The organism is Psychroserpens jangbogonensis (genome assembly GCF_000797465.1).
Classification (GTDB): Bacteria; Bacteroidota; Bacteroidia; order Flavobacteriales; family Flavobacteriaceae; genus Psychroserpens; species Psychroserpens jangbogonensis.
In genome coordinates this window covers 1-225 of sequence record NZ_JSWG01000043.1, presented here as the reverse complement: position 1 = coordinate 225, position 225 = coordinate 1, and the positions used below count along the sequence as shown (strand labels likewise).

Here is a 225-nt window from a genome sequence, read left to right as displayed (position 1 = left end):
GTCTCCGGCTTGTGCTCGACGACGAGCACCGTGTTGCCCTTGTCGCGCAGGCGACGCAGCAGGTCGTTCATGTTCTCGATGTCGTGCGGGTGCAGGCCGACCGTCGGCTCGTCGAAGACGTACGTGACGTCGGTGAGCGAGCTGCCGAGGTGCCGGATCATCTTGACGCGCTGCGACTCGCCACCCGAGAGCGTTCCGGAGGGCCGCTCGAGTGAGAGGTAGCCG

The 225-nt window shown here is 66.7% G+C and carries 1 pseudogene; it reads right to left on the bottom strand.

The features are described from left to right. Positions 1-225, bottom strand: a pseudogene (locus tag RH81_RS16145) (hypothetical protein); the annotation flags it as partial.